Raw genomic sequence first — 5,117 nt, 5'->3', positions numbered from 1 at the left:
TTCGCTAGTTCTCTTATTCTACTTTGTTCAAAAGATTTATTGTAAACTATTATACAAGCATCTGTAGGAATATCATTAACTAATGATTTAGCAAATTCTTCTCTTGGGTCTTTACCTTCCTTTGCTAGAAACTCCTTATGCATTAATTCTGCTCCTTCGTACTCAATATAATGTAATGAATATTGGAATGGTATCTGCTGATAAGGCTTTAATCCATTATATAAAGGTACAGTTTGTTGGAAGGTTTCAAAATCTAAGAAATACATAGGATAATGTAGTGTATCCATAAAAGATTTTATTTCTTCTTTGTCTATAAATTGCTTATCTTGTAGTTCTGCCTCAACTTGTATTTTTACTTTTTCATTAATTGTTCTCTCTTTTGATAAATCTTCAAAAGTTATAACTCCATTTTCATAATTTTTAAACTTGGTTTTAGTCTGCATAGACCTTCCATCTATATCAAATACAGAATTTTCAGGTATGTCCTTCCAGCAATAGTTTATAAAATCACATTCCCTTATTTTAAGACAATATTGCCCTATTTCTTTTGTAGGCTCATCCTTTTCTTCTAAATAGTTCTTTATATTTGAAATGTTTGATTCAATTGCTTCTGTTTTTAATATATGTTCTGTAAAATCTGTGATTTGAAGAAATTCACCTGGTATTAATTCTCCATTTCTCTCATAACTTCCATTTATATGTATTAAAGATACTTTATTAATTTCGTACCCAAGTTGTTTTAATACATGCTGTTGTATTGATAATTCACTTGCTATAGATTCAATGTCTTTCTTCTCTACTTTTGATTTTATCTTTACTTGATATAATTCCCATCCTTCATTTGTAGGGTTTAGTATATCGCATTTTACTAGTATATCCTTGTATTCAAATGTGCCATTGTATATTATTTTTCTGTGCTGCATATTTTCCTTTGTTTCATTTATCATATCCTCAACACTTACGTTTTGTTGTACATATATACCATTAGGATATAGATTTCTAGCTATTTCTTTTACTGATTTTATATCTTCTAACTTATCATTTATTTCATTTTCTTTTAAATCTTGTCTATTTTTTGATAACCATAATGATTTGGGACATTTTACTCCGTTTAGGTAATCAGCCTTAGTTAAAATATTCTTTCTAATCACATATGAGGGTATAACTTGTGAATCATTTTCTTTTTCAAAAACTCTAGCTAATGCTTCTGCCTTTATAACCCACTGTTTTCCATAGTTTTTACAATCCACACCATTTACTATCTTTCCTTCACGTATAAATCTCTTTACAGTAGATTCACTTACGTTATATCGTGTTGAAGCCTCCCCTACTGATACTAAGCCTTCAAATATGTTTGTTTCCTCAGAGCTTTCAATTGCTTCTAATGCTTTTTTTATTTCATTAAAGTCCTCAATGTAATTCCTATTTTCAGATATTGATATTAATTTTTCTATTAATTCACGTACTGTAATTACATCTTCTAGTACCTCCTCGCAATTTTTATTTGCATCTTCAACTGTATCTACTTTAAAATATTTTTTTATTACATTATCTACAGCTCCACTATTTTTACTTCCATAGTTTTGATTTACTAAAAAGTACTTTTGGTACATAGTATTTTTATTATTATTAGTTTTCTTTATTTCATCATAAATAAGCAAATATATGAATCGTGTCATTGATGATTCGCTTTTTATATTACAGTTTTCTCTTATGTTCATGTACATATTGTCTGATATTAGTAGTTTTCTAAGCTCTTCTAGAGTAAAATCAATAATTTTTTTATTAAACATATATTTTCCCCTTATTATTTTATATTAGTATTTAATAAATCAAAATATCAAATAATTAATTTATAACTTAGCCTATTTTTTTGTACATTTGGATATAATAATATTTGAAAGTATATTTCTTTTATTCTCCTCAGATATAATTATTTCATGGTAGTATTTTTTGTTATTTTTATCACTACTTCTAATATCTAGTCTATACTCTTGTCGTCGTATAGGAGAATCTATTATTTGCTCTGGTAAAATTAAGCCTATATGTTCACAATCAAATAACATTCCATAAGCTAGTATTTGTAATGTATCATCTCTTGTATCATACTTATCGTATCTCTTATATTTAACATCTAATGCCATGTATTTTCCATCCTGATACCTTAATAATATATCTGGTATTACATTATCTGCTAAATACGTTTCTACAAATAACTTTCTATCTTTTTTATCTCTATTTTCATATAGTATGTTAAACTTTTTATCATATGGTTCTAGCACTAAATCGTTTTTGTATTTATCTTTAATTTCATTTTTTATTACTTTCCTAATGTAAAATTCAAATAGCTTTTGCATATTAATCGCATAGGGTGTTACACACACTTTTTTAACATTCCCATATGCATCTATTGAGACACCTTCTATAAGCATTTTAGCAAATTTAAGTGCTTGCTTATAATTCGAATAAAACCCTGATACTTTTGATATATTTATTTCTTGTAAAGATATTTTTCTAAAAGTTACATTTTCTAAAGCTTTCTCACAATATGCTATATTTCTTTTTATATCACTTGATATTTCTCTAAAAAATTCATTAATTATCTTTTTTGCTTTGTATAACCCATATTTCAATATTTGATTTTCTAGTATATCGATACTATAAACTTGATATTGACAATAAATTCTATCTTTCCTGCCTCTAACTAGATTAGAATTTATGTTTTTATTAAACATAATCTTACCTTTTACTTTACCGGTCAAATTTTCTTCATGTTTTTGCATTTTACCCATTAGGTTTCTTTTGCAAATCTCAGTCAATAGATTTATATATAATACAGTTGAAATAATATTACCTTCTTCAATAAATCCTCCATCAATCTCTATTGGAGCTTCATTTTCATAAAAATGGAATAAAGTATTATCTTCTAGGTTATTAATATCCTCTTTTTTATCAGATGATAAATAGATCAAAAACTCATCATCATCTTTTAATTCATTTATCATCTTTATTGGATTTAAACCTTCAAACCTTGGCTTTATATTTAAAATATATTCTTTGTTGGTGTTTGGACATAATATATTACAATTGTTTTTATCCTTTAATCTTGTTACTCCTACATAACCTTTCGTATAATATGTTTTTTTATCTCTATCTTTTATGCTAAGTCCTAAATTTTCAAAAGGTTGAGTTTTGTTGCTTAATTTAAAGTCAGTATCTGGTAGCTTTTTTATTTCTGTCCAATCTTGACCTAATATTACTTCACCAGTAATATATTCTAATTCACTTTTAGCCATTATCTTTCACCACTTTTATGTTACTGTCTGACACTAGTTTTTCAAATATATATTCCGTTATAATATCTTCTTCATTTTCTTCATTCTTGTATTTAGCTAATTTATTTTTTATATCTTCGTATTTTTTTAGTTCCTCTAATTTATTCATTATTAACAACATTAATTGATCTATATATTTACTATCGCTTGAACTATCATATGATTTAAATAATCCGTCTTTATAGTACTCTTTAAGTATAGGTAACATTTGGTATATAAATCTTTGCTTTAGCTTTTTTTCCTTTTCTACTCCTTTTATTAAAAAGTATGTATGTCCAATCTGTATATCTTCTAAATGATAATCATCTGATTTGTATTTTATGAATAACTCCTTTATATTTTTAAATAAATTTATAGCTATTTGTCCAATTTTCTCATCTTTTTCTTTTTTATAAAACTCATCAATAACCTCTATTTTAGGTGGGGATGATATAAATAAAAATCTTCTTCTTATTGCATAGTCTATTCCTCCAACAGATTTGTCTGCTGTATTCATAGTTCCTATTATATAAAGATTTTCTGGTATTTTTATATTATAATCTTTTTCAATTTTATATGGTGTCGCTACTTCCTTATCTCTATATTCAAGGGCATATATAAGCTCTCCAAATACAGTTGCAATATTTGCACGATTTATTTCATCTATTATTAAGTAGAACTTTTTATCCTTATTTTCATCTCTCCTAGCTAAATTTGACATACTTCCAAGAATTTTATTTACTGTATTATAAATTACGTCCCCTTTATCATTAGTTCCTACAGATATTCCTCTTATAAAATCTTCATATCCATATGACGGATGAAATTGCACTATATCCCATCCAAACTGCCTCTGCTCTTTATTTTCATTATCTTCTATCGTTCTAAATTCATTTTCATAATCTCTAATCATATAGTATTCTAAATCTTCTTCTTTTATATTATGTTGCTCTTTAATCATTTCTTTTGCTGTGTATGTTTTTGATGTTCCTGGTGGACCTTGTAAAATCATTTGTCTTACTTCTAGATTATCCATTAAATTAATATAGTCTATATTGCTCATTCTATATACCCCTTTTATTTTTATTTGATTACCATTATCTATTATTGAATTAGGTTCACTCCATATAAATGTCAACTTTTCTATACACTCTTTTACCTTTCTAAAGTTATCCTCATTTGCTTTTGTGGAGTATTCTTTTGAGTGTATGTTTTTATTAAATTCATTAAACTCTGCTTTTACTAATTTATATAAAATATCATATTCACAATTATTTTCACTATTATATCCTTCTAAATTTTTTAAATAAGATTCATAAAAATAATATACTATTCTATATAATACACCTGTACTATCTAAAGAAGAGTTTCTTGGTTTTTCAACTTCTAACTTTGGTTTTGACGGTGTTGCTACTTTAGTCAGTAGCCTATATGTAATGCCATTTATTTTATAAGTAGGTGCATTATCTGCGTACATATGTGTGTTCTCGTTAGAAATTCTAAAATAATCTCTTTTACTCTCTTCCTGTACTAAATATCCATATTTTGTATCATCCTTATTTTTTACCCAGGCAATTTTTTCATTATATAAGATATCAGAAAAAAGTTGTTTGTTAGATATCAATTTATTATGTACAATTTGATTTACCAATATCTCAATAGTATCTCTTGCTTTTGTAACGAATTTAAATTCTTCTAATCCTAATTTACTTTTACTATCCATCTCAATTTTAAAGTCTATAATTTTCATCTTATCATAGTCTAGTGTAAAAATTTCATCCTTTATGATATTAATGTTGTTAA

General features: G+C 26.0%; 3 protein-coding genes. All 3 read right to left on the bottom strand.

Annotation, left to right across the window (positions count from 1 at the left end; genetic code table 11):
• Nucleotides 1–1,793 (bottom strand): DUF2779 domain-containing protein (locus ACRC03_RS10610; RefSeq protein WP_438652538.1); only part of this gene is annotated, 1,793 nt, incomplete at its 3' end.
• Between the two features lie 72 nt (nt 1,794–1,865).
• Nucleotides 1,866–3,296 carry a 5-methylcytosine restriction system specificity protein McrC gene (locus tag ACRC03_RS10605; protein ID WP_438652537.1) on the bottom strand — a complete coding sequence of 477 codons (1,431 nt, stop codon included), beginning with the start codon at nt 3,294–3,296 and terminating at the stop codon, nt 1,866–1,868.
• Nucleotides 3,289–5,117: McrB family protein (locus tag ACRC03_RS10600; protein WP_438652536.1), on the bottom strand; the 1,829-nt coding region annotated here is incomplete at its 5' end. The genes ACRC03_RS10605 and ACRC03_RS10600, both read right to left, overlap by 8 nt.

This window comes from Romboutsia sp., assembly GCF_051659545.1.
Lineage (GTDB): Bacteria > Bacillota > Clostridia > Peptostreptococcales > Peptostreptococcaceae > JBOFOR01.
The sequence above is the reverse complement of the archived record's forward strand: the minus strand, read 5'-3'. Positions and strand labels throughout refer to the sequence as shown.